The 22945-nt window shown below is 41.9% G+C and carries 19 protein-coding genes and 1 pseudogene; 19 read left to right on the forward strand and 1 reads right to left on the reverse strand.

Features of this window, described 5'->3' with window-relative positions; genetic code table 11:
• Nucleotides 1-78: 78 nt before the first annotated feature.
• From R7Z77_RS18630 to R7Z77_RS18715, 18 genes and pseudogenes are all read left to right on the forward strand, one after another.
• Nucleotides 79-486 (forward strand): annotated as a pseudogene (locus R7Z77_RS18630) (type VI secretion IcmF C-terminal domain-containing protein); the annotation flags it as partial.
• Nucleotides 468-1163: a type VI secretion system-associated protein TagF gene (gene tagF, locus R7Z77_RS18635; protein WP_005375944.1), complete on the forward strand. Its 696-nt coding sequence runs from the start codon at nucleotides 468-470 to the stop codon at nucleotides 1161-1163. The pseudogene R7Z77_RS18630 and the gene tagF, both read left to right, overlap by 19 nt.
• A gap of 9 nt (nucleotides 1164-1172) precedes the next feature.
• Nucleotides 1173-1967 carry a PP2C family protein-serine/threonine phosphatase gene (locus R7Z77_RS18640; RefSeq protein ID WP_005375947.1) on the forward strand — a complete coding sequence of 265 codons (795 nt, stop codon included), beginning with the start codon at nucleotides 1173-1175 and terminating at the stop codon, nucleotides 1965-1967.
• Complete coding sequence (tssA, locus tag R7Z77_RS18645) at nucleotides 1960-3075, forward strand: type VI secretion system protein TssA (RefSeq protein WP_186585263.1); 1116 nt, start codon at nucleotides 1960-1962, stop codon at nucleotides 3073-3075. Before R7Z77_RS18640 ends, tssA begins: the two co-directional genes overlap by 8 nt.
• 15 nt (nucleotides 3076-3090) lie before the next feature.
• Nucleotides 3091-3621 carry a type VI secretion system contractile sheath small subunit gene (gene tssB / locus R7Z77_RS18650; protein ID WP_005375949.1) on the forward strand — a complete coding sequence of 177 codons (531 nt, stop codon included), beginning with the start codon at nucleotides 3091-3093 and terminating at the stop codon, nucleotides 3619-3621.
• Complete coding sequence (gene tssC / locus R7Z77_RS18655; RefSeq protein ID WP_005375950.1) at nucleotides 3621-5114, forward strand: type VI secretion system contractile sheath large subunit; 1494 nt, start codon at nucleotides 3621-3623, stop codon at nucleotides 5112-5114. The genes tssB and tssC (R7Z77_RS18655) overlap by 1 nt, the downstream gene beginning before the upstream one ends.
• A gap of 52 nt (nucleotides 5115-5166) precedes the next feature.
• Nucleotides 5167-6678, forward strand: coding sequence for a type VI secretion system contractile sheath large subunit (tssC, locus tag R7Z77_RS18660; RefSeq protein ID WP_318136785.1), 1512 nt, complete (start codon nucleotides 5167-5169; stop codon nucleotides 6676-6678).
• A 10-nt stretch (nucleotides 6679-6688) separates the two neighbouring features.
• On the forward strand, nucleotides 6689-7483 hold the full coding sequence (locus R7Z77_RS18665; protein ID WP_017820215.1) for a type VI secretion system accessory protein TagJ: 795 nt from the start codon (nucleotides 6689-6691) through the stop codon (nucleotides 7481-7483).
• Nucleotides 7484-7490: 7 nt separating this feature from the next.
• The gene (gene tssE / locus R7Z77_RS18670; protein ID WP_017635621.1) at nucleotides 7491-7955 is read left to right on the forward strand and encodes a type VI secretion system baseplate subunit TssE; all 465 of its coding nucleotides are present in this window, start codon (nucleotides 7491-7493) and stop codon (nucleotides 7953-7955) included.
• Entirely contained in the window at nucleotides 7952-9775 is a 1824-nt protein-coding gene (tssF, locus tag R7Z77_RS18675) for a type VI secretion system baseplate subunit TssF (protein WP_017820213.1), read from the forward strand. The genes tssE and tssF overlap by 4 nt, the downstream gene beginning before the upstream one ends.
• Nucleotides 9772-10737, forward strand: coding sequence for a type VI secretion system baseplate subunit TssG (gene tssG / locus R7Z77_RS18680; protein ID WP_005375963.1), 966 nt, complete (start codon nucleotides 9772-9774; stop codon nucleotides 10735-10737). Before tssF ends, tssG begins: the two co-directional genes overlap by 4 nt.
• Before the next feature lie 10 nt (nucleotides 10738-10747).
• Nucleotides 10748-13315 (forward strand): type VI secretion system ATPase TssH, encoded by a 2568-nt coding sequence (gene tssH, locus R7Z77_RS18685; protein WP_017820212.1) that lies wholly within the window; start codon nucleotides 10748-10750, stop codon nucleotides 13313-13315.
• Between the two features lie 208 nt (nucleotides 13316-13523).
• Entirely contained in the window at nucleotides 13524-14003 is a 480-nt protein-coding gene (locus R7Z77_RS18690; RefSeq protein WP_005375967.1) for an Hcp family type VI secretion system effector, read from the forward strand.
• A 49-nt stretch (nucleotides 14004-14052) separates the two neighbouring features.
• Nucleotides 14053-15888 carry a type VI secretion system tip protein TssI/VgrG gene (tssI, locus tag R7Z77_RS18695; RefSeq protein WP_186585264.1) on the forward strand — a complete coding sequence of 612 codons (1836 nt, stop codon included), beginning with the start codon at nucleotides 14053-14055 and terminating at the stop codon, nucleotides 15886-15888.
• An 11-nt stretch (nucleotides 15889-15899) separates the two neighbouring features.
• On the forward strand, nucleotides 15900-16190 hold the full coding sequence (locus R7Z77_RS18700; RefSeq protein WP_005375969.1) for a PAAR domain-containing protein: 291 nt from the start codon (nucleotides 15900-15902) through the stop codon (nucleotides 16188-16190).
• A complete protein-coding gene (locus tag R7Z77_RS18705) occupies nucleotides 16191-17030 on the forward strand; it encodes a hypothetical protein (protein WP_054578967.1) in 840 nt (279 codons plus the stop codon).
• A gap of 358 nt (nucleotides 17031-17388) precedes the next feature.
• Complete coding sequence (locus R7Z77_RS18710; protein ID WP_186585265.1) at nucleotides 17389-18522, forward strand: exonuclease SbcCD subunit D; 1134 nt, start codon at nucleotides 17389-17391, stop codon at nucleotides 18520-18522.
• Nucleotides 18523-18531: 9 nt separating this feature from the next.
• Nucleotides 18532-21588: an AAA family ATPase gene (locus R7Z77_RS18715; protein WP_115386666.1), complete on the forward strand. Its 3057-nt coding sequence runs from the start codon at nucleotides 18532-18534 to the stop codon at nucleotides 21586-21588.
• Between the two features lie 58 nt (nucleotides 21589-21646).
• Here R7Z77_RS18715 and R7Z77_RS18720 read toward each other — a convergent pair whose 3' ends face one another.
• Nucleotides 21647-22027, reverse strand: a complete 381-nt coding sequence (locus R7Z77_RS18720; protein WP_005387498.1) for a cystatin domain-containing protein — start codon at nucleotides 22025-22027, stop codon at nucleotides 21647-21649.
• 307 nt (nucleotides 22028-22334) lie between these two features.
• Between R7Z77_RS18720 and R7Z77_RS18725 the strand changes: the two genes are divergently transcribed.
• Entirely contained in the window at nucleotides 22335-22868 is a 534-nt protein-coding gene (locus R7Z77_RS18725; RefSeq protein WP_017820207.1) for a lipocalin family protein, read from the forward strand.
• Nucleotides 22869-22945: the final 77 nt, after the last annotated feature.

Raw genomic sequence — 22945 nt, forward strand, 5'->3', positions numbered from 1 at the left:
AACGAGACATATTTCCTCTGTCACCGCCCCTTTAATTGGTTATTTTTTAACAGTGACAACTAGCCTGACACAGGGGGTTTCTTTGAATCTGATAATTCATTACGCGTAGAGTTTGGGATGAAGCCTGTTTATCTAGACCAGCACATTACTCGATTTGTCTTAGAGTTGGGTGGACAAGATTTGGTTTATAAGCATGGACCAGCAAGAGCTAAATCGTTGAGTTGGCCTGCCGGTCAAGATCAGACTCGAATTGTGTTCACACCACCTGAATCTAAACGCGAAATTGCGCATACCTATGAAGGTGAGTGGGGCATATTCAAGCTTTTGGATCAATCACTTAAAGCAAGGCCAGAATCGCGTAAAGACAATATAGTTATGATTGATTTAAAGGGAAATAAGGTGCAGCTAGAGCTTATTCCTTCTAGTGCCATTAATCCGTTTTGGTCAAATGAAATGGAGAGGTTCAGATGTCCACGAACCTTATAACATCAGGCTGGGGCTATATCGGTAAAATGCCTGCAAAAGGGGACTTTGTGAAAGATGGTTTATCACAAGATTTCTCGGAGCGTTGGCATGATTGGCAACAGGCGGTTATTGCAGTCAGCAGGGAACAACTGGGTGAAAGCTGGAATGAGCACTTTTTAACGGCTCCTGTGTGGCACTTTGCTTTGGATATTAGCTATTTAGAAGACTCAACCTACATTGGTAGCATGATTCCTAGTGTTGATGCATGCGGTAGATACTTTTTCTTTACTATAGCTCGTGCCGTAAAAGGTGAAGCTGCGCAATATTGGGGTGACAGAGCTTGGACCGAGGACAGTGCCGCTCTTGCTCTTTCAGTACTTGAGGACGACTTTGTCTTTGATGTTTGGCATAAGAGTACTCAAGAAAAAAATGACCTCGTTGCGAATGTAACAAGTGAAGTGAAGCCTCTAGAGTTTCTTTATCAAAGCCAAATATCTACAGTTTTTCATGATCACGGCAATACTGATCAAAACACGCTTTTGAATTACCTCATTAAAGAAAAATTGAGTAAACCATGTTTTTGGTGGACTGAAGGTTCAACGAAGGTTGAACCATGCATGTTCATTACTAGTGGATTTCCTTCAATTGGTCAGTTTTCAGCCATGCTTGATGGCGGCTGGAAAAAGTGGAATTGGTAGGATAGAAGAATGAATTGGAACTATTTTACCTTTGCTAAATCGCACGCAGGAAAAGTACGCCCTTATAACGAGGATGCTCTGTTGGATATGACAGAACAGCATATTTGGGTGGTTGCCGATGGAATGGGTGGACACAGTGCTGGCGATATAGCAAGCCAGATGCTAGTGGATAGAGTCGCGCGCCACATGCAGGATGTCTCCAATACTAATATCGATGATATCCGAAGAGTGGTTCAAGAAGCGAACTTAGAAATTTACCAATACGCACAAAATCACTTAGACGGTAAAACGATGGGAACAACACTTGTTTTGTTGTTTATTCAGGATGGGTATTACCACTGTCTTTGGGTGGGTGATAGCCGAATTTACCAGCTTAGAAGTGGTAATTTTGTCCAAAAAACACGTGATCATAGTCAAGTCATGGACTTAGTGGATCAGGGCTTATTGGCATTTGAAGATGCCGAATCGCACCCTCTTGCAAATGTTATTACCAGAGCTGTTGGGGTCGACGAAAGTGTCACTATTGATCAAGTTTCAGGGCAGTTGGCTGACGGCGATCAGTTTCTACTCTGTAGCGATGGACTCTCTAAGGAACTTACGAGTGATGAAATTCATCGGACATTGTATGCAGACTCAGTCAACCAAGCTGGATTAGCTCTCATGCATTCGGCTTTGGTTCGGGGCGCAAGTGATAACGTAACTTGTGCTTTGATCAAAGTTCGCCAAGCGCAAACGGAGTGCGAAACAGTAACTAGAGAAGACGCGACGATACCTGTCTTTCTAAGAGGGAGAGCTTATGAGTAATGAAATGTTTGATTGGTATGAACAAGCGTTGGCTCCTATATCTCAAGAAAATCCTACAGGTATTGATCCTAGAGAGGATGTATCACCACAGTCTTCTTACTATCGGTTGAAAGATCAGCGTATGGCCGCCCGCAACGCTGAACGTAATGCTCTTATAGAAGAAGAAAGTATCTATACCCACAGTAATTTATGGCGAGTATTTATTGAAGATGTCCCAGAAATACTCACGAATCAGTCTAAAGATTTGGAATTTGTTGCCTGGCTTATAGAAGCCCTAACTCGATTGTATGGTTTTCGTGGTATGGGCGTTGGCTACAAACTCGCAACCAGTTTAATTGAGAACTTTTGGGATGATCTGTACCCAATGCCTGATGAAGATGGTATTGAGACAAGAATATCGGCGATTATTGGCCTCAATGGTATCGATAGTGAAGGAACACTTATTTTTCCAATTGCTTGTATACCATTGACTGACTTAGGCGTGGAGCAAGCTTATGCCTATTGGGAATATCAGCAAGCTATAGAGCTTGAGCGCTTAGACGAAGATAAGCGCCGAAATCGAGTCGAGCTTGGGGCTGTTGAGCTACCTGAAATTATAACTACGGTTAAGTCGACTTCTGATACGTTTTATCAAGAATTAATCACGGATTTGGAGTTCGCTACAGAATCATTTAATGAATTCAGTCAGCGATTAGACGAAGCGGTCGGTGATGTGACTCCTAGCTCTTATATATCAAAAAGACTCGAATCAATACACTCGGCATTAAAGCACCTTCTAGGAGATCGTTTCAATCAACCACAAGCCGTGTTTGAAGAGCTAGAGGATCTTGATGAATCTTCTTCTGAACAACCGTTAAGTTCACAAAGTTGTGATGCATTATTAGCGACAAACATGAAATCACGAGAGCAGGCAATTAGACAATTGCAGCAAGTAGCTGATTTCTTCCGAGAGAGTGAACCTCACTCACCAGTTTCTTACTCCATCGAACAGATTATTCGTTGGTGTGGGATGCCTCTGCCGGAGTTACTGGCGGAACTTATCTCCGACGGGGATGCAAAGAAAAGCTACTTCCGTTTGGTTGGCATAGCAGAACAAAATGAAAATTAATAAAGGGAGAATGGTATGACGAGTATCCACTCGAAACTATCACGAGTACGGAAGCCTCGTGTCCACATTACCTATGATGTTGAAACTGAAGGTACGACTCTTAAGAAAGAACTGCCTTTTGTTGTAGGTGTAATGGGTGACTTCGCTGGTCAAAACACAGAAGCGTTGAAGCCATTAAAAGACCGCCGTTTTATTCAGATCGATCGAGATAACTTTGACGATGTACTCAAAAAAATGAATCCATCGGTGAAGTTTAAAGTTGCGAATAAGCTTGCGAATGACGATTCACAGTTTGAGGTCGATTTAAACTTTAAATCAATGCAAGACTTTGAGCCTGCTGCGATCGTAAATCAAGTTGATCCACTACGCCAATTGATGGAAACGCGTAATAAACTGCGTGATTTGATGACAAAAGTTGACCGCTCAGAAGAGCTTGAAAATATCCTAGAGGATGTTTTGAACAATACAGACAATCTGGCAAGACTTGCAGGCGAGTTAGATCTTGGCAAGAAAGCGAAGTCAGACAGTACTGAAGGAGCGGAATAATGACGACTGAAGCTGAAAAACAGTTAGATCCAACTGTTAATGAACAGACAACTTCATTCTTAGATCAAGCTATTGGTGCGACTAAGCAGACCGAAGCTTCTCGTGCTGAGGAGCTGATTAAAACGCTCGCTGAAGAAGCAATGAAAGGGACAGTTACTTGGAACAAAAACCTAACAGTAACTTTTCGTGAAGCGATTAATTTGCTCGATAGGCAGATTTCTGATCAGTTGTCTGAAGTAATGCATCACCCAGAATTACAGAAACTCGAAGGTTCTTGGCGCGGCTTAAATTATCTAGTGATGAATTCAGAGACCAGCTCTACTCTGAAAGTTCGCATGATGAGCATGACCAAGAAAGAGCTACATAAAGACTTGAGCAAAGCTGTTGAGTTTGATCAAAGCCAGATCTTTAAAAAGGTTTACGAGTCTGAGTTTGGTAGTGCTGGTGGTGAACCGTATGGTGCATTGATTGGAGACTATGAGTTTACCAACCACCCAGAAGATATTGAGTCGTTACGCCTAATGTCAAATGTAGCGGCTTCTGGCTTCTCTCCATTCTTGTCCGCGGCTTCACCAGCACTATTCGGCTTTGATGAGTGGACTGAGTTGTCAAAACCACGCGACCTAGATAAGGTATTTGAATCACTAGAATACGCCCAATGGCGTTCGTTCCGCGAGAGTGCCGATTCGCGCTTCGTTAGTCTGACGATGCCAAAAGTCCTTGCTCGTTTGCCATACGGACAAGCTACCGCTCCAGTCGAAGAGTTTGGGTTTGAAGAGTTCGAAGTAGATCCTGTTTCAGGTATTGCTGTTAACGCTGAACATAACGACTACTGTTGGATGAACTCTTCGTATGTTCTTGGTGTTAAGTTAACCGACGCATTTTCAAAATATGGATTTTGTACTGCCATCCGTGGTGCAGAAGGCGGCGGTCGAGTGGATAACTTGCCAACGCATTTCTTCATGAGTGATGATGGCGACCCTGATATGAAGTGCCCAACAGAGATTGGTATTACCGACAGACGTGAGGCGGAGCTTGGTAAGCTTGGTTTCTTACCGCTTTGTCACTACAAAAACACCAACTATGCAGTGTTCTTTGGTGCGCAAACCTGTCAAAAACCAGCGAACCATGAATCCCCTGAAGCAACGGCCAATGCGGCCATTTCTGCCCGCCTACCTTATATGATGGCAACATCTCGTTTTGCGCATTATTTGAAAGTAATGGCTCGAGATAAAATTGGTAGCTTTATGGAAGCAGAAGACGTTGAGTCTTGGCTGAACCGCTGGATCCTAGGTTACGTCAATGCTTCTGAAGGCGGTGGTCAAGAGATCAGAGCGAAATACCCTCTAGCAGACGCTCGTGTTCAGGTTAAGGAAATTCCTGGCGCACCTGGTTCTTACAATGCCGTAGCATGGCTGAAGCCTTGGTTACAAATGGAAGAACTGACCACATCTTTGCGACTTGTGGCAAAGATCCCTCAGTCAGGTGGATAAGAAATGAATTGGCTGGTCGAAAGGCCAGCCATGACCAATCTTTATGTTCTAGATGGAATTAGCAGTGTCACTTAACTTTCGCGACCCTAGCAAGCTAAAACATGAGTTCAGTACCGGAGGCTATGCTGAACTTGATAGCCCGTGGTTGACTCGATTCAATGAATCTTCTGATCTTGTATCGTCAGCTCGAATTTGGCTAGAAGGTACACGTTCAAGAGATTTGGACAGCTTTCGTCATAGTGTGATGAACACAATTAACCGCATTGATGAGCTATTAGAATCTCAACTAAATGAAATATTACATCATCCTGAGTTTCAACAGCTCGAAAGGGGGTGGGTTGGAGTTAGGTATTTATGTGAACAGGTTGATTCTCGTTCATCGGACTCTGTAAAAGTTAAGGTTTTAACGGCGACATGGAATGAAATCAGTAAAGATGCTTTAAAAGCCATCGAGTTTGACCAATCAGCACTATTTAAGTTGCTCTATCAAAATGAATATGGCATGGCAGGGGGAGAACCCTTTGGTGTGGTGGTTGGAGATTATCAGCTTCGCTGTGATCCTAGTAAAAATTATTTTGATAGAGATCTGTCTGTGTTGAGTAAGATCTCTCAGTCTGCAGCTGTAGCATTCAGCCCATTTATCATGTCTGCATCGCCAGAGATGTTTGGTGTTGATAGTTTCGCTCAACTCTCTGCGATAAGAGATATAGCAGCCCAATTTGAACAGGAAGATTATGCAAAGTGGCGTAGTTTGAGAGATAACGATGACGCTAAATTTATTGGTTTGACTGCACCTAACGTCTTGTTCCGTCAGCCATACAAAAGTGATGGCTCGCGGAATGATAAATTCAATTTTCAAGAACACATCTACGACTCCAACCGAGATTTGCTATGGGGGAGTAGTGCGTACTGTTTTGCTGCTGTATCAATTAGAGCATTTCAGGAACATGGTTGGTTCACGCATATGCGAGGGATTAAACAAGGCGATTACAGTCAGGGTATTATCGTCGCTCCTACAAGGAGCACGATGCGTGTTAATGGCAAGAATGATCGTGAAAGATGTCCGTTAAACTTGAAAATCACTGAGAGAAAAGAACAAGAATTGTCTGAGTGCGGTTTTATTTCTATTTCTCCAATACCTGAGACTGATATGGTAGGGATGACCTCGAATGTATCTCTCTACAAGCCCAAACAATACGCAGAAAAGCATATTTCAACGAATGCAAAACTGACATCGATGTTGCAATACACATTGTGTGTATCGCGAGTCGCACATTATCTCAAGGTTATGGGGCGTGACAAAATTGGTGGGTATCAAGACGCAGAAAGCCTAGAGCGTGACTTTCAACGCTGGTTACACCAGTACACTACCGCATCAGATGAAGCGTCTGATGAGCTTCGAGCTAAATACCCCCTAAATGAAGCGAAAATTACAGTTCGAGAGAAAAGAGAAACTCCTGGACATTATTACTCAGTTATCCATTTGCGACCGCATTTTCAACTCGATCAAATGGTATCTAGCATTAAATTAATTACCGAATTATCACCAGAGCACATGGTGTAAGGAAATAACAATGACTCAATGGAAAAATGCTTTGTCCCAAGGCCTATTGCAACACGCTCTAGAGCAATTAATTGATGAAATTAAAGCCACCCCTAAAGATGCGAGCTTGAGAAGTTCCTTCATTGAGCTTCTTTGCATTGATGGGGACTTCGAGCGTGCGGACGCTCAGCTCATGCAATCGATTAAATTGTTTCCTGAGTATCTGCCTGGTGCAAGTCAGCTACGACATTTAGTGAAAGCAGCTCAAGCTAGAAAGGATTTTATCAATGGTGCGGCTAGTGCCAAAGTATTAGGTGATGAGGAATTAACTAAAGAGCTTGTTCGATTTAATCTTGCTCTCGGAAATCAAGAGTACGAAGAAGCGTCACGTCTATCGCATCGCATTGAAGAGCGTCGTACTATTAAAGGGTTTAACGTAAACGGCACAAACTACGAAGATGCTAGAGATATTGATGATCGTTTAGGTGGTTACATTGAACTGTTTTCTACAGCAGGTAACTATTTTCTTGTACCCATATCGAGCATCCATACGCTAGAAGTTAAAGCACCTACTTCTTTGTTAGAAAGTATTTGGCGACCTGTCGAGTTTGATATCGATGGACTTGGTGAAGGCGAAGGCCATATGCCTTTGACGTATGTCGACTCAGAGACCGATGCACAAAAGTTAGGCCGAGAAACGGATTGGAAGCAGATTGGTGAGCAAGAATCTTTTGTTGGCTTGGGTCAAAAATGTTGGTTAGTCGGTGACTCAGCGCTTCCAATCTGTGATTTGACTACATTATTAGAACAGAAACAAATAGCGTAGAAATATCATGTCGTTAACCGTTTCTCTGCTCGACAAATTGATAGATAGTGATCCTCTCACTCGAGATGAGAAAGACTTCCCTGCAAGCCAGCAACAGATGTTGAGCAGCTTACTTAGAGATCTAGAGTCGATGCTGAATAGTCGTATTGGATGGAAAAATATTCCTGATGATCTTCTAGAGGTTCGTTATTCAATATTGAACTATGGGCTGCCAGATTTTTCCTCAATGCCCTATAGCAGCCAAGAAGGGCAGAATCAGCTTTGCGACATCGTTCATGATGCAATTAAAGAGTTTGAGCCGAGGTTAAGGAACCCTCATGTCCAGATTTCGGACGAGAAAAACGCTATTGATAGGGTATTGAGGTTACAGATAAATGCCACTTGCTTAATTGATAACAGTATTCATGAAGTGCGATTCAATTCTGAAGTAGAGCCGGTAAATTTAGGTATGAAACTGAGTAGAGCAAAATGAGTGAAGAGTTTCTCAAGTACTATAATCGCGAGTTAGCTTATTTGCGTCACAAAGGGCAAGAGTTTGGTGAGCAGTATCCCAAGATTGCCGCGAGACTTCGTATTAGTGAGGAACAGGTTGACGATCCACACGTAGAAAGATTGTTAGAAGGCTGCGCATTTCTAACAGCAAGGATTAGACAAAGCTTAGACAATAGTTACCCTCAGTTTACAGAGTCTTTGATGGGACAGTTATATCCGGATTTTCACGCCCCAATCCCGTCAATGTCAGTCATTAAAATGAGCTGTTCTAACTCCACTTCCTCTTATTTTGATGTAGAAGAAGGCGAGCGAGTTGTTATCGGTGCTACTGGATATCATGAATGCGAGTTTAGAACTTGTTATCCGGTCAGAATGTATCCTGTTGATGTGACCTCTGGCGTTTTTAAAAATGCGCCTTTCAAGCCAGTTGGCTCACGATGGGAAAGCAATGCTCATTCAGTTTTGAAAGTACAGCTCACGGCTCAAGATGAAGAGACTCCTCTTGGTGAAATGGGGATAGAACGGCTGCGCTTCTATTTAAACGGTCAATCTCAATTGACTTTTAAGCTCTACCAAATGCTGTTTCAAAACCTAATTGGTTTATCTGTTGTTGTGGATGGCAAAGAAGTTCGTCCTTTAACCAAAAGACATCTTTCTGAAGTAGGATTTTCAGAAGATGAGAAAGTTGTGCCATACAGTAAAAGAAGCTTTTCAGGAGCAAGATTACTTGTTGAGTATTTGCACTTTCCTGAGAAGTTTATGTTCTTTGATATCACCGAACTTGGATTATCTGAGCTAGATCTTGGAGAGCAAGTCGAACTGTATTTTTACTTTGATACCAACGATGACTGGCTTCCAAAGCAAGTGGACGAAGAAAGCTTAATGGTAGGTTGTGTGCCTGTAATCAACTTATTTAAAAGTATTATGGAGCCTAAGCGTATTCTACCAACTGAATACGATTACCACTTGTCTCCACAATACCAAGAATCTGAAAGTAATGAGGTTGTCTCAATTTCTGACGTAACGTTGAGAAACTGGAACAAAACGTACCACAATTTGCCATGTTATCACGCTGGTGAGCACACGCATTATACAAACACTAGTGAGATTTATTGGTTGATGAGACGTGAGGATAAGAACTGGGCTGGTGGGTATGATGAGCCAGGTAGAGAAACTTACATTTCTTTTGTTGATAAAAAACATCAATTGTTCAGCCCGGATAGCCGGGAAAACTGGTTAATGTACGTGGAAGCTGAGTGCTGTAACCGCAACTTAGCGCAGAAACTTCCATTTGGAGGTGGGCTGCCGCAAGTATCTTTACCGGAGGTAAATGACAATTTCGAATCTGTTCGTTGTTTAGTTTCTTTATCAGAAACTATTCGGCCAGAAATGGATGAAAGCACACGATGGCAGTTAACTAAGCTTTTAACTTTAAACCATTTTACCGAGGAAGATGGTTTAGCAACTTTGAAGCAGACCCTTAATCTCTATGCATTTTCTGGGACAGCAGAAACGAAAGCGGTAATCGATGCTTTAACTAAGTTAGAGTTTGAGCCTACTACAGGAAGAATTAGTCAGAAAGGCAAAGTTGGATTTGCGCACGGTATAAAAATTATTTTGACGGTTTCTGATCAAATTTTACCTAAAGAGCAGATCTTTCTCTTAGGTAGTGTTTTATCTGTTTACTTCTCGCAATATGCTGAAATTAACATTTTTACGCAGTTAGAAATAAGAATTAAGTCCACGGGAAAGTCTTTCCACCTATGGCCCGCATTAACTGGCGATAAGGTGTTGCTATGAGCGCGGAACAATTTTATCGAGAATTAAAGCAACATCCATTGTTTGAAGCGATTCATCTTATTGAACACGAAGTTCTGCAAGCAGAGGCGCAAATAGGAACAGATGCGTTACCGAAGCATGAAAAGCTAAACTTAAAGGTTAATCCATCATTAGGTTTTGAAAATGCTCAGCTTTGTGAACTGAAAAATATAGATGACAGCAAGTTAGAGATTGAGACCAATTTAATAGGCCTAACGGGTGAGCAAGGTGTGCTTCCCCAGCACTATAGTGAATTAGCTTTACATCGCCAAAAAGAAGGCGATACGGCTATGGTGGACTTCTACGATATTTTCAATCATCGCTTATTATCTCTTTATTATCGATGTTGGCAACTGAGTCAGCTGACTGTTCAGTCTCGTGCGCATGCGCAGGGCGCGCGTTCGCCGTTAGAAAGCTGTAAATCGGCATTAACTGGGAAAGGGAGTTCACTGTCCCGGCACTATGGTGGTGTGTTTGCTTCACCAGTGAGAAGTAAAGGTGGACTGAAAAGTATTCTTGAATGTTTATCTGGATGCCAAGTAAAAGTTCATGAATTTCAAGGACAATGGTTACACCTTACGAAAGAAGAGCAAACACGCCTTGCATCCCGAACTATGCCTGAAGGGCAGTTTGCTCAACTTGGTTTAGGAGCGTCTTTGGGTTCGAAAGCATGGAACATCAACGCGGGGACAACAATAGAATTTCTGCCAAAAGATAAACAGCTAGTTAGTAAATTGCTTCCTAACCAACCCAATATAGCAATCATTAAGAACGCTGCTTATGAGTTGATTGGAAAACATAAACAACTGAAGTGGCAGCTCACCACCAAACATAGTTTGCTACCACAAGCTTGTTTATCGAAACAGCAGGGGCAGTTAGGTATTGGTTCTGTGCTTAAAAAACACGAACGTACAAAAGATCGAACTATAACAATTACTATTTAAAGGAAATGTAATGGCTTCACTCTCACTTTCAGCGTTGGTCGAAAGATTGTCTCCTCAGGCTAAGGAAACACTTGAACAGGCAGCTGCGATGGCAAGCTCCCGAACTCATCACAGTATTGAAATGTCTCACTGGTTAATGATGATTATCCGCCATCCTGACGATATTTACTCTGAAGTTTTTGACGAATTTGATGTCGATAAAATCAAGGTTGAAACCGATATTCAAAAGGCATTAGAAAAATACAAAACAGGATGCCAGTCGGTGCCTGGGCTATCAGCTCATACGGTGACTGTTATGCAAAATGCCTTGTTGTCTGCAACCATTGAATTCAATCAAGAACAGTTGGGGTGCATCCATCTTTTATTTGCCTACTTGTCTGATGATACGTTAGTCAACATGGCTGGTTCGATTAGTCCTGAACTAAACAAGATAGAACCATCTCGCTTATTGAACTTTAAAGAAAGTAATGCGCCTCAATCAAGATCGAATGACTTAGCGCAGTCAAACGCGAATTCCGCCTTGAATCAATTTACAACAGACCTTACTGAGCAAGCTAGGGAAGGTAAAATAGATCCGGTGATTGGTAGAGATAATGAAATTCGCCTAATGATCGATATTTTATTAAGACGCCGACAAAACAACCCGATTCTTACGGGAGAAGCTGGTGTTGGAAAAACAGCCGTTGTTGAAGGTTTGGCGCAAAAGATCATTGATGGCGATGTACCTCCCGCTCTGCAAAATGTGGCAATTAAGTCTCTGGATTTGGCGTTACTGCAAGCCGGCGCAGGCATGAAAGGTGAGTTTGAAAACAGGCTTAAGAACCTTGTTAAGGAAGTAAACGACGCTCCACAGCCTATTATATTGTTCATTGATGAAGCTCATGGCCTAATTGGCGGTGGTGGGCAAGCGGGCCAAGGTGATGCGGCGAATATTCTGAAGCCAGCATTAGCGAGAGGTGAACTCAGAACGATCGCAGCAACAACGTGGGCAGAGTATAAAAAGTATTTTGAAAAAGATGCAGCTTTAACTAGGCGTTTTCAAGTCGTAAAGGTTGATGAGCCTGCCCCTGAACTCGCGATCGAAATGTTACGAGGCTTACTTGATGTAATGGCACAACACCACGATGTTCATATCACTAACCAAGCTCTCAATGCAGCGGTCCAACTGTCAGCTCGATACATTAATGGTCGTCAACTGCCAGATAAAGCGGTTTCTGTTTTGGATACGGCCTGTTCTCGAGTTGCGTTAAGTCAGTCATCTACACCGGGAGGCCTAGATGCGAAAAGAAACAAACTTAAAGCAAAGCAAGCTGAGTATGAGCATCTTAGCCAAGAGAGTCGGCTAGGAGCATCTCTTGATGTGCAGCTGCAAGGTGTCCGAAAAGAGATTGATGCGCTATCTAATGACATTATTGAATTAGAAGTACTTTGGGAAAAAGAAAAAGAATGGGTAAATGAAGCTAAGTCACTTAGAACCCAAATAATCCAGGAGGGTTCTGAAACTGCTAGAGACAAGTTACAAGAGCTTGAAAATAACCTTTCCGCTAACTCACAGCCCTTAGTTTTTTCGCATGTAAATGAAGCGCTAATCGCAGAAGTTATTTCGGATTGGACCGGTATACCGCTAGGTAAACTTCAGGATGATGAAATCCAAGCAGTATTGGGTTTGAAAGAAAGTTTGTGTAAGCGAGTTGTCGGGCAGGATCACGCTTTAGAGCTCATGTCTGAAGTGATAAAAACCGCGAGTGCGCAGCTCACGGATGAGACACGACCAAATGGTGTATTTCTCCTAACCGGACCAAGCGGAGTGGGTAAAACCGAATCGGCTTTGGCGATTGCAGAGAAAGTCTATGGTAGTGAAGAAAATGTCACGACTATCAATATGTCGGAATTTAAGGAAGAGCATAAAGTCTCATTGCTATTAGGTTCTCCTCCTGGTTATGTCGGTTATGGAGAAGGAGGTGTACTGACTGAAGCTGTTAGACGTAAACCTTATAGTGTAATTCTCCTCGATGAAATGGAAAAAGCGCACCCTGGTGTTCAAGATATTTTTTATCAGGTGTTTGATAAAGGCTCAATTAAAGACGGTGAAGGTCGAGATATAGACTTTAAAAACACTATTATTATTATGACCGCGAACACAGGGACCGAAACGACGATGTCTTTGTATTCTGATCCTGATTTATCTCCTGAGCCGTCAGCACTAAAAGATGCTTTACGCGATGATTTGTTGGTCGACTTTAAACCTGCATTTTTAGGGCGTGTGAACGTATTACCTTATTTGCCTCTATCAAGAAAAGTATTGATAGAAATAACAAAATTAAAGTTGGATAAAATTACGACTCGTATTCGTAAGCACTATAACGCTGACCTGTTTTTTGATGAGGAACTAATTAATGATATTGTAGACAATAGCAATGAGTCTGGCAGTGGTGCGCGTGTGGTACAAACAACCATAGAAAATACATTGCTTCCGAAGATTTCTCATGAAATATTGCATGCAATTCTTAATGATAAGACGTTTGATGAAATTATTGTTAAAGGTACAACTAGTGGACTTGATGTCTCAATAGTTTAACATCCTTTACACTCTCAATAATAATTGGGAGTTGGTTCATATTAACTATTATTTTTTATAAAAAACGCTTAAATTAAATCTTATTTAAAGATATAACAGGGCGTATTTAAAATGAAGTTTTTGATACATTAATCACTAATTATCACCAAACGTCAGATAATTAAATTACTACGATATATGTCAATTAATAATGCTATAGGAGATTAGCATGCAGTCTAATACGTATCTTAAATACGCAGATATTAAGGGTGAGGCAACAGCCGAGCAATACAAAGATTTGATTACACTACTATCTGTAGATTGGAGTGTAGGTCGTGAGATCTCATCATACACTGGTACAGCGATGGACCGTGAAGCGAGCGCTACTCGTCTATATGATTTGACTATCACTAAACTTCAAGACCGTTCTTCTCCTGACTTATTTAAAGAAGCGACGATTGGTAAAGGTAAACCAGCGGTTTTCCATATTACTAAGCAGGGTGAGAAGGTTGAAGAGATCATGAAGATCGAACTGACTGATGCGATGATTTCTAACTACTCAGTTTCTATCCAAGACGATCGTCCAGTTGAAACTATCACAATTTCTTACACAGAAATGATGATGACAGTGACTCCTACTGACGATAAGAACAACACTTCTGCTCCATTGGTATACGGCTACAGCGGTGTTAAAGGTCAACAAATGTAATTTTCATGCGGGGGAGTATTCCTCCGCATTTTTTTGAAAGAAGTATTTAATGAAAAGAGCAACTCAAGATAACAATTTCATCCGAATTTCTTCCCCATTCGGTAAAGATGCCATCATACTAAACTCGTTTGAGTATAAAGAAGAGATCTCAGAACTTTTTTCATTGCGTGCTAAAGCTTACTTTAATGATCAACGAAGTGAGTTAAACGAAATTATTGGTAAGGAAGTTACCATTACCCTTGAAAATAATGAGGATGTTTCTTCAAATCCTCGTTATATGCATGGTTACGTTTCTGCTGCAAGATTAGAAGGGAAAAGGGTTTCTAATACACATAAAGGCGAAAATTATAAAAACATAGAATTATTAATAGAGCCTAAATTACGTTTCGCTGAATATCGAAAAAATTGCAGAATATTTCAGCATAAAGATATAAAGGAAATTATCTCTGAAGTACTATCGGAGCATAGTGTTGCCTTTAGTTTTGAGCTAACCAAGTCCTATCCTAAATACACGTACAAAGTACAATATGAAGAATCAGATCTTGAATTTGTTCGACGTCTGTTATCGGAAGAGGGGCTATCATTTTTTTTTACACATACTAAGTCTGCCCATACGCTCAATATTTTTGATGACATCAGTTTTTATAAGCCGGGTACTGAGTTTTTAGTCGATTTTGATACAGGTACGGCGAAATCTAGCCACATTTCTTCTTGGCATGAAACGCAAATTCTGACTACTAAAGCGAGTCAAAAGTCAGGCTATAACATGCTCAAGCCTTCTTCGAATCCTAAAAATACTGCAAAGGGTGAAAGTGATTTTTTTACAGTGCCTGAAAGCGAGTATTTTGAATACATGGGTGAAATGGAGAGCAATGATCAATACGCACTGAGAAACACGCATGCAATAGAAGCACTACAGCAAAATGCATATTTGTGTCGTGGCGAGGCTACGTGCAGAACATTCAGCGTAGGCAAGTGCTTCAAGTTTAAAAAACATGAAGATAAATCTCGAGTTGGCAAAGAATATGTACTGTCTTCTGTTTTTTTGTCTGCTGCTGTTTATAACCAGACTGGTCAAGGTGGCACCGGTGCGCAAGGTGTCAAAGTCTCGTTTAGTTGTGTTGACTCAAAGACAATCCTTCGTCCTTCAGTTAACTATCCGAAACCTCAGATGAAAGGTTTGCAAACTGCAATAGTTACGGGGAACAAAGATGGTGAAATTTACATAGACAAACATGGCCGTATCAAAGTTCAGTTTCACTGGGACCGTGTTGGTAAATACGATGTAAATAGTTCATGTTGGATTCGTGTTGCGCAAAATATCGCAGGTAACGGATGGGGGTCGGTGTTTCACCCTAGAGTCGGACAAGAGGTCATCGTCGAGTTTGTCAACGGAGACCCTGATCAACCAATCGTTACGGGGTCACTATATAACGGTAGTCAACTCCCTCCTTACGCTTTACCAGAGCAAAGTTCTCAGAGTGGTTATAAATCACGCTCTGTACAAAAAGGTACATCCAATTTTAATGAGTTGCGCTTCGATGATAAGCCTGGTGAAGAGCACATTTATCTTCATGCTGAAAAACTGTTCCAAATGCTAGTTGAAGACTGTGTTGATATCGCCGTTGAAAACAGTAAAACCGAAAAAGTGACCAATGATGTTAATCAAGAGGTTGGTCAGAACGCGAGCTTGAAAGTAGGTAAAAACTTTTCGAATGAAACGGGTGAAGTACTGTCTTTTAATGCAGGAAAGAGCGTCGAGATCAAAGTAGGTGGTGCTTCTATTCAGATGTCTAGCTCTGGAGAAATCAATATCAAAGGTAATAAAATATCCATTAACGGCTCAGCTATTGCTCTTAAAGCTGGGCAAATTTCATTGAACTAAGGTGATTTAAAGTGGGTAAACCAGCCGCAATTTTGGGCAGCTTTCATCTTTGCCCTAAAAAAACAGGAAAGATACCGCATGTCGGTGGTCCCGTCGTTGTTGGTTCACCAAACGTAACGATTGGCGGGATACCTGCGGCAAGACAAGGCGACAAGCTTATTTGTATCGGTCCTCCGGATAGTATCTCAGCAGGTTCTTCTAGCGTAACAATCAACGGTAAACCAGCCGCAAGAGTCGGCGATTCAACGTCTCATGGTGGCAAAATTCTATCTGGTATGCCTACGGTTTTAATCGGAGGCTAGATGCCACTCGCATTTCAAACGCATCTTCTATCCTTTAATGGCCGTTCACACACCGTTCGCGAGATAGCTGATGATTCTTTTAGATTGTCCGAGGAAATCCGACCCCCTGACTTTGCTCAATCAATAGATGAGCATATATTAAGCCTCGTGCGCTCTGAGCGCGAGAGTCTTGAGCAAGTTGATATCAAAGGGAATCTCTGTGTTCTTTTACCATCTTCGGTAGACAAAAGCTTGCTTAAAGCATTGATAAGCGAGCTTTCTATTTTCGTTGGCCAAACTGTCAATACTGAAATTTACTTTTATCCTTATGGCCAAGCTGCATTTTTGATGGCACTAAATCGGATAAATCGTGAAGTTAATGAAACGCAAGCGACTTGGATACTGGCTATAGAGGTTACGAGCGATGTAGAAGGGCATGTCAAACCTCAAAGCTCTATCATTTTAACCAAGTGTTTTTTTCGACATTCAGGTCTTGTGCCTGATGTTGTTCGAATTGATTTAGATGCCAAACAACAACGCATCGCCGTGGACAAGGTGTTTAAGCAATTAGGAGTAAGTTGTGAACATCCACTCAGTCAATTGTATTTATCCGTTAATGAGGAAGAGCCGCAATGGTTAAACTCAATGCAATTCTTGTCTCCGTGGGTGACCGATCAAACTCAGTATCAATTTGTTGATATAAAACTTGGCGGATTGGGTGCATGTGGCGGAGTTTTAAAAGCGTTAGTGATTGATGAGCTTCAAAGAAGCAGCCCCTGCCCAGACTTTCACGTTTTGCAAGCCGACATCGAGCCAGATGGCTATGCGGTAGGAGTAATATACAATTGGCGTAGCGAATAGGTCTGGCTATTGCTTTTCCTTCTAGTAGCTGAGGTTTTAGTGATGCAAATGTTATGGGGGATTGACTCGAAACTGGCCCTTTAATGATGTTTGGAGAATGACTAGGCGCAGCTTGCTTTTCAAAATAGCTTTGCTCACCGCGTTTTTACAGTGTTCTTCTCGCTTTCTGATTAAATAGCCAGCCATAGAACACAAACCACATGAAAAGCTGTTCGACTCAAGATATCCTTACCGATATAAAATAACTTGAGTTTTGGCTTGTTCGAGATCCCACCCGTGACGCATTCCTTTTTATAAACGGTACATGGACTCTGACAGAAGCAAGCCTACTCATAGAATTGGCGGAAAGTGAATTCGAATGAAGTTTATCCACACCTCAGATTGGCATCTTGGTCGACAATTCCACAACGTATCACTACTCGAAGATCAACAAGCAGTACTCGAACAACTGATTAACTATATTGAACGCAACCCCGTCGATGCAGTTGTAGTGGCGGGAGATATCTATGACCGTTCGGTGCCACCAACGGTTGCAATAGAACTGTTAGATCGAGTCGTGAAACGCATTTGTACCGAGTTAGAAACACCAATGATATTTATATCTGGCAACCATGATGGTGCAGAAAGGCTAGGTTTCGGCTCAGAGCAAATGAAAAATGCAGGTCTCCATATTGTTAGCAACTTTGAAGATATGCTCACTCCCATCATCATAAAAACGGACTCTGCGGACGAGGTCGCGTTTTATGGTATGCCTTATAACGACCCTGAACAGGTCAGGTTTGCCTACAAAGCCTCGGTATCCACTCATGATGAGGCTCATCAATTGCTTGTTGAGCAAATTAAAGAGCGCTTTATCTCTAAGCAAAAGCGCGTGCTCGTGAGTCACTGTTTTGTTGATGGGGCTATCGAGTCAGACTCTGAACGACCATTATCTATTGGTGGTTCTGATCGCGTGAGTCATGAACACTTCTTAGATTTTGACTACGTCGCACTTGGTCATTTGCATCAGCCTCAAAAGAAAGGCGCAGAGCATATCCGTTACTCTGGCTCTCTCATGAAGTATAGCTTTGGTGAACAGAACCAGAGAAAAGGTTTCACGTTAGTTGAACTGGACAAGAAAGGATTCGTTTCTGCAAAGCATATTGATCTTACGGCTCCTCATGAAATGCGTATTGTAGAGGGCGAGCTGGATAAAGTTATTGAGCAAGGGAAAACAGACCCCAAGAATGAAGATTATTTGTTAGTTCGTTTGATGGATAAACATGCGATTTTAAACCCAATGGAAAAACTTCGTTCAGTGTATCCAAACGTTTTACACCTTGAGAAACCTGGCATGTTAATTGGGGTAGAGCAGGAAATGGCGCAAGCAAAGTTGGCGCGAAGCGAAATTGATATGTTCGGAGATTTTTTTATTGAGGCGCAAGATAGCCAGTTGTCTAAAGAGCAAAAGCAAGCTGTTACTGACATTATTAAGCAATTATCACAGCAATAGGGACCAAAGATGAAACCAATTAAACTAACCATGCAAGCCTTTGGTCCGTTTGCAAAAACTGAAATCATTCATTTTGAGAAGCTTGGCAGTAACCCTCTATTTTTGATTAATGGTCCTACAGGTTCCGGTAAAACGTCGATCTTAGATGCCATTTGCTTCGCCCTTTATGGTGAAACCACAGGTAATGAGCGACAAGGTATTCAGATGCGGTGTGACTTATCCGCGCAAGACTTACCAACCGAAGTAGTTCTCGAATTTTCGTTACACGGCAAACAATACCGAGTTGTTCGATCCCCTGAGCAGGAAGCGCCCAAGGCCCGTGGTGAAGGGATGACGATTAAAAAGCACACTGCGGCTCTTTATGAACTCGGTGAGACTGAAACGCTTATCACCAGCAAGACGACTCAGGTTAAAACTGAAGTTAGCAATATTATTGGCTTGAATGAAACTCAATTTCGTCAAGTTATGGTGTTGCCTCAAGGAAAATTCCGAGAACTGTTGCTTGCTAGCTCTAAAGAGCGTGAAGAAATTTTTGGCCAGCTCTTTCAAACTGACATATATAAAAAAATTGAGTACGCGCTCAAAGATAAAGCGAGTGCAATTAGTAAAGCGAAAGGCGAATTTGATAATCAAATTCGAGGTGCTTTACAAGTTGCAGAAGCGAGTTCTGAACAAGAACTATTACAACAACTGGAACAAGTAACTAAGCAATTAGAGTCTGATAAAAAGAATGAGCAAGCAGCGTTAGATAAGCTCAATACTGCTAAATCTGAATTGCAAAAAGCGGAAACCTTGAATGGAGAGTTTTCGAAACGAGAGCAAGCAGAAAGCGCACTCAAGCTGCATCTAGAACACGCAGATTCGATAAAAGCTCGTCAACAGCAATTAGAAAACGCTAAAAATGCCAATAAGATAGAGTTGCCCTACATCTCATTACAAAATGCAAAAGCTCAAACGCAAGAGCTTAGGCAAAAAATCGTAGCTTTGGAAGAGAGTCTCGAAAAAGCTAATGTCGTTGCGAGAGAACAAGAAAACTTGCAGCAAAGTGCAAAAGAGGCAGCGGCAAAGGTCCCGCAGTTAACGCAACTGCAGTATCAGCTTGAAAGTATGAAAAACAAGTTGGTCGAGAAAGACAATTTGGAAAGTAAAATAACGGCGGGTTATCAACAAAAACAACAATTTGAAGCAACGTTAAAACAGTACATAGAACTAAAAGATAAGTTAACGTTACAGGCCCAGCAGGGACAGAAGGAGCTAGAGAAAGCACGAGTTGATGTTGCGCTTATTGGCAGCATCGATGCGGAAATAAAACAAAAACAACGGCTGTTACAGGATCTACAAAAGCTGCATGATCTTACTTTAGAGCTCTCTAAACTCAATGCGCTAACTGTAGGCAAGCAGCAGTCACTACACGAAGCCAGTCAGCGCTATATGCAGCGTCAACAAGCCGCTGATACGATAGAGCTTAAGTGGCACAACGCTCAAGCGGCAGTATTAGCGCAGCGACTAAAAGCAGGTGAAGCATGCCCGGTGTGTGGTAGCGAAACGCATCCTAACCCCGCAACGTTTGTTGAAGAAGCCGTTACAAAAGAGCAAGTTCAGGCGGCTAGAGCTAAAGAGCGAGAAGCTCAAACCTTGTTGAACCAACTAAGCAATCAGCTAGAACAACATAACGTTGTCATTAGTCAGTATCAGAATCAGTGTAACCAGTTGAAAGAGGAGTTGGGTGAGTATGCTACATCTGAGATCTCGACGGTTCAAAATGATTTGCAAGCGATCAATGCTCAACTCCTACGTCTACAAGCTATTGATATTGAAAAGCTAGAAAAGAACGTTGAACAGCTTAATCAACGCTGCGTCGTGGGTGAAAATAAAATTCATGAGCTGCAGAATAAAATGGCGGCAAATGAATCAACCGTTAAAGCGAACCAAGAACAATTGGCTCAATTACAAGCTTCTATTGACCCAAAATACAGTTCCGCTGACTTGCTTGAACGTGAAATTTTGCTGACAAAAGAGCAAATTCTGAGTTTGAACACAGGCTTAGAAAAGGCGCAAACCGCTTTGCAGCAAGCGATATTGGAGAAATCAAATGCGGAAAGTCACTTAGCGACGAACAAGCAGTGGTTATCTGAGTCAGAGCAAAAACTTAGCCAAGCAGAATTAGCGTGGAATGAGGCACTACAGGCGAGTAAATTTGAGGATGAAAGCCATTATCTAAGTAGTCGAGTGGGAGATGATGAACTTCAAGCCTGGCAGCAAGAAATAGACAGCTTCAAACAGGCACAAACCAAGCTTGAGCAAACACTACATGATTTAAATCATGCATTGAAAGATCTTGAAAGGCCTAATTTAGAGTCGTTTAACGATAGGTTAACCACTCTGCAGGCGCAATATATTGAAGTAAGGAATCAACTTGATACCACACGCTCAATATTTGAACGTCTTGAAAAGGTTCGTAAAGATATTGCCGTGTTGCATGAGAAAAATAGTAAGTTAGAAGAAGAATACAAAGTCTTTGGTACGTTGTACGACGTTGCTAGCGGTAAAACAGGCAGCAGGGTTAGCCTACATCGCTTTGTTCTTGGTGTACTGTTGGATGATGTGCTGATTCAGGCCTCTCAACGCTTAAGCCTTATGAGTAAAGGGCGCTATATTCTTGCTCGAAAAACAGAGGGCTTCAAAGGCGCTGCGGGTCGCGGCTTAGATTTAATGGTTGAAGATGGCTACACAGGAAAAACGCGTGATGTTGCGACACTTTCCGGCGGTGAATCATTTATGGCAGCGCTTGCTCTGGCACTTGGTTTGTCGGATGTTGTGCAATCCTATAGTGGCGGTATTCGTTTAGACACTTTATTTATTGATGAGGGCTTCGGTAGTTTAGACCCAGAGTCTTTAGATCTTGCTATTCAAACGCTAGTGGACCTGCAACAGACTGGGCGCATGATCGGTGTTATTTCTCACGTTTCTGAGTTGAAAGAACAAATGGCGCAGAGGATTGATGTAGAACCATCAAGACTTGGTTCAACGGTGTCGATTAAATCTCAATGTCGCTTCGCTGTCTAATTCAGTGACTACTGTTAGATCAAAAAGCCCCTAATGTTGGGGCTTTCTGACTAAGTCGCTACTGTTCGCAAAAGTGGCCTTCTTTTGGCGATTGGGTAATCGCATATTCGCCATCGAGGTTGCGATAAACAATCGTGTTCCAAACAGAGCCATCATCCAATTCAAACTCAATAGCATAGTTGACGCCACTAACGATTTGCGCGTGAACATTCAGTATTTGTTTAAACGACGCTATTGTGTCCATTTTCTTTAAAACAAAGGCCATTGCCTTTTGTGCATCAGGGGTCGCGTTAAACTCATTCCACCCACCTGGCATGTTTCCTTGTGCATTACATACATCTGCCGAGGTCGTTAATTGTGTCGTTTCGCTCGGCTTTTCCTGCTGACAACCTGCAAGTAACACCAAAAGTGCACAAACTGACACTGTTTTTAATTTCATAACAATAACCTCTGTCTATAACGCAACGTATTATAGGAGGGTGATATGCCTACGAATGTCTATGTTGTGCAAAGTTTCTATATGCATAGGGTTAAATGCTGACAAAATATACAAGCATGGTCAGCTTGTAAGTCAAAAATAGAGCAATCTTGTTAACGATTTGCTGAGATGACGAGGTTTCGGTGTTCAGCGCGCTATTGATGATGAAGAATTGTGATGTGTCCCTATTAGGGCGATGGTGCGGCTTAGTGATCGATTTGTTATCTTCTAGAGTAAAATCAATCACTAATTAAAATTTAGGTGTTGTATGAAATCGATAAAAATATTTTTACTTTTGTCACTTGCAACTTTATTTGGTTGTACCTCGAAGCCGGATGGGGTGGAACCCGTGAATAATTTCGATTTAGAGCCATATCTAGGTAAGTGGTACGAAATTGCACGCCTAGACCATTCATTTGAGCGAGGCTTATCCAACGTTACCGCTGAGTATCAGGTTCGCGAGGATGGTGGGGTTAAGGTGATAAACCGTGGATATTCCGAAGAAGAGCGACAGTGGTCAGAAGCTGAAGGCAAAGCTTATTTTGTTGAAGATAAAACGGTTGGACACTTAAAGGTTTCCTTTTTTGGGCCAATATACTCTTCTTACATTGTTTTTGAGCTAGGTGAAAACTATGACTATGCGTTTGTTTCCGGTTACAACCACGACTATTTGTGGCTACTGTCTAGAACGCCTAACGTTGATGAGAAAGTAGTGGAGCGCTTTAAGTACGTAGCTAAAGAGAAAGGTTTCGCTATAGACGAGCTCATTTTTGTTGAACAAGAGAAACAAAGACAGCTTTAAGTTCATCAGCGTGGCTGAAAAAGCGGACAGAGGGGAAGCTTCCTAATTAAGAGCTCAGTTTGTCATTTCGCTTAACA

Source organism: Vibrio sp. 1401 (assembly GCF_033340295.1).

What these genes read in the sequence shown, in the direction of transcription:
- tssB (WP_005375949.1), top strand. Translation starts at nt 3,091, where the DNA reads ATGACGAGTATCCACTCGAAACTATCACGAGTACGGAAGCCTCGTGTC.
- tssE (WP_017635621.1), top strand. Translation starts at nt 7,491, where the DNA reads ATGTCGTTAACCGTTTCTCTGCTCGACAAATTGATAGATAGTGATCCT.
- R7Z77_RS18705 (WP_054578967.1), top strand. Translation starts at nt 16,191, where the DNA reads ATGCCACTCGCATTTCAAACGCATCTTCTATCCTTTAATGGCCGTTCA.
- R7Z77_RS18725 (WP_017820207.1), top strand. Translation starts at nt 22,335, where the DNA reads ATGAAATCGATAAAAATATTTTTACTTTTGTCACTTGCAACTTTATTT.
- tssC (WP_005375950.1), top strand. Translation starts at nt 3,621, where the DNA reads ATGACGACTGAAGCTGAAAAACAGTTAGATCCAACTGTTAATGAACAG.
- R7Z77_RS18715 (WP_115386666.1), top strand. Translation starts at nt 18,532, where the DNA reads ATGAAACCAATTAAACTAACCATGCAAGCCTTTGGTCCGTTTGCAAAA.
- R7Z77_RS18640 (WP_005375947.1), top strand. Translation starts at nt 1,173, where the DNA reads ATGAATTGGAACTATTTTACCTTTGCTAAATCGCACGCAGGAAAAGTA.
- tssG (WP_005375963.1), top strand. Translation starts at nt 9,772, where the DNA reads ATGAGCGCGGAACAATTTTATCGAGAATTAAAGCAACATCCATTGTTT.
- tssF (WP_017820213.1), top strand. Translation starts at nt 7,952, where the DNA reads ATGAGTGAAGAGTTTCTCAAGTACTATAATCGCGAGTTAGCTTATTTG.
- R7Z77_RS18710 (WP_186585265.1), top strand. Translation starts at nt 17,389, where the DNA reads ATGAAGTTTATCCACACCTCAGATTGGCATCTTGGTCGACAATTCCAC.
- tssH (WP_017820212.1), top strand. Translation starts at nt 10,748, where the DNA reads ATGGCTTCACTCTCACTTTCAGCGTTGGTCGAAAGATTGTCTCCTCAG.
- tssC (WP_318136785.1), top strand. Translation starts at nt 5,167, where the DNA reads ATGGAATTAGCAGTGTCACTTAACTTTCGCGACCCTAGCAAGCTAAAA.
- tssI (WP_186585264.1), top strand. Translation starts at nt 14,053, where the DNA reads ATGAAAAGAGCAACTCAAGATAACAATTTCATCCGAATTTCTTCCCCA.
- R7Z77_RS18690 (WP_005375967.1), top strand. Translation starts at nt 13,524, where the DNA reads ATGCAGTCTAATACGTATCTTAAATACGCAGATATTAAGGGTGAGGCA.
- tssA (WP_186585263.1), top strand. Translation starts at nt 1,960, where the DNA reads ATGAGTAATGAAATGTTTGATTGGTATGAACAAGCGTTGGCTCCTATA.
- R7Z77_RS18665 (WP_017820215.1), top strand. Translation starts at nt 6,689, where the DNA reads ATGACTCAATGGAAAAATGCTTTGTCCCAAGGCCTATTGCAACACGCT.
- R7Z77_RS18720 (WP_005387498.1), bottom strand. Translation starts at nt 22,027, where the DNA reads ATGAAATTAAAAACAGTGTCAGTTTGTGCACTTTTGGTGTTACTTGCA.
- tagF (WP_005375944.1), top strand. Translation starts at nt 468, where the DNA reads ATGTCCACGAACCTTATAACATCAGGCTGGGGCTATATCGGTAAAATG.